The organism is Lactiplantibacillus sp. DA1, assembly GCF_032681335.1.
In the GTDB taxonomy this organism is placed as follows: domain Bacteria; phylum Bacillota; class Bacilli; order Lactobacillales; family Lactobacillaceae; genus Lactiplantibacillus.
In genome coordinates this window covers 1-1,708 of the sequence record NZ_JAWHTQ010000016.1, presented here as the reverse complement: position 1 = coordinate 1,708, position 1,708 = coordinate 1, and the positions used below count along the sequence as shown (strand labels likewise).

The following is a 1,708-nucleotide window of genomic DNA, read 5'->3' as shown; positions in this document are numbered from 1 at the left end:
CTCTCAAAACTAAACAAAGTTTCGACGCGTGTGTAGGTTTCCGTAATATTCCTTAGAAAGGAGGTGATCCAGCCGCAGGTTCTCCTACGGCTACCTTGTTACGACTTCACCCTAATCATCTGTCCCACCTTAGGCGGCTGGTTCCTAAAAGGTTACCCCACCGACTTTGGGTGTTACAAACTCTCATGGTGTGACGGGCGGTGTGTACAAGGCCCGGGAACGTATTCACCGCGGCATGCTGATCCGCGATTACTAGCGATTCCGACTTCATGTAGGCGAGTTGCAGCCTACAATCCGAACTGAGAATGGCTTTAAGAGATTAGCTTACTCTCGCGAGTTCGCAACTCGTTGTACCATCCATTGTAGCACGTGTGTAGCCCAGGTCATAAGGGGCATGATGATTTGACGTCATCCCCACCTTCCTCCGGTTTGTCACCGGCAGTCTCACCAGAGTGCCCAACTTAATGCTGGCAACTGATAATAAGGGTTGCGCTCGTTGCGGGACTTAACCCAACATCTCACGACACGAGCTGACGACAACCATGCACCACCTGTATCCATGTCCCCGAAGGGAACGTCTAATCTCTTAGATTTGCATAGTATGTCAAGACCTGGTAAGGTTCTTCGCGTAGCTTCGAATTAAACCACATGCTCCACCGCTTGTGCGGGCCCCCGTCAATTCCTTTGAGTTTCAGCCTTGCGGCCGTACTCCCCAGGCGGAATGCTTAATGCGTTAGCTGCAGCACTGAAGGGCGGAAACCCTCCAACACTTAGCATTCATCGTTTACGGTATGGACTACCAGGGTATCTAATCCTGTTTGCTACCCATACTTTCGAGCCTCAGCGTCAGTTACAGACCAGACAGCCGCCTTCGCCACTGGTGTTCTTCCATATATCTACGCATTTCACCGCTACACATGGAGTTCCACTGTCCTCTTCTGCACTCAAGTTTCCCAGTTTCCGATGCACTTCTTCGGTTGAGCCGAAGGCTTTCACATCAGACTTAAAAAACCGCCTGCGCTCGCTTTACGCCCAATAAATCCGGACAACGCTTGCCACCTACGTATTACCGCGGCTGCTGGCACGTAGTTAGCCGTGGCTTTCTGGTTAAATACCGTCAATACCTGAACAGTTACTCTCAGATATGTTCTTCTTTAACAACAGAGTTTTACGAGCCGAAACCCTTCTTCACTCACGCGGCGTTGCTCCATCAGACTTTCGTCCATTGTGGAAGATTCCCTACTGCTGCCTCCCGTAGGAGTTTGGGCCGTGTCTCAGTCCCAATGTGGCCGATTACCCTCTCAGGTCGGCTACGTATCATTGCCATGGTGAGCCGTTACCTCACCATCTAGCTAATACGCCGCGGGACCATCCAAAAGTGATAGCCGAAGCCATCTTTCAAACTCGGACCATGCGGTCCAAGTTGTTATGCGGTATTAGCATCTGTTTCCAGGTGTTATCCCCCGCTTCTGGGCAGGTTTCCCACGTGTTACTCACCAGTTCGCCACTCACTCAAATGTAATTCATGATGCAAGCACCAATCATTACCAGAGTTCGTTCGACTTGCATGTATTAGGCACGCCGCCAGCGTTCGTCCTGAGCCAGGATCAAACTCTCAAATTAATGATGAGTTCTAAAAAGCTCATTTAAAGTTGTACTAAAATTTATTTGCTAGCGAATTGACTTCGCAAATGTTTTTGCTCTTGAT

1 rRNA gene is annotated in these 1,708 nt (G+C 49.7%); it reads right to left on the bottom strand.

The features are described 5' to 3' along the window. Window positions 1–56: 56 nt before the first annotated feature. Window positions 57–1,623: ribosomal RNA gene (locus RXV91_RS15295) — 16S ribosomal RNA — on the bottom strand. Between the last annotated feature and the right edge of the window lie 85 nt (window positions 1,624–1,708).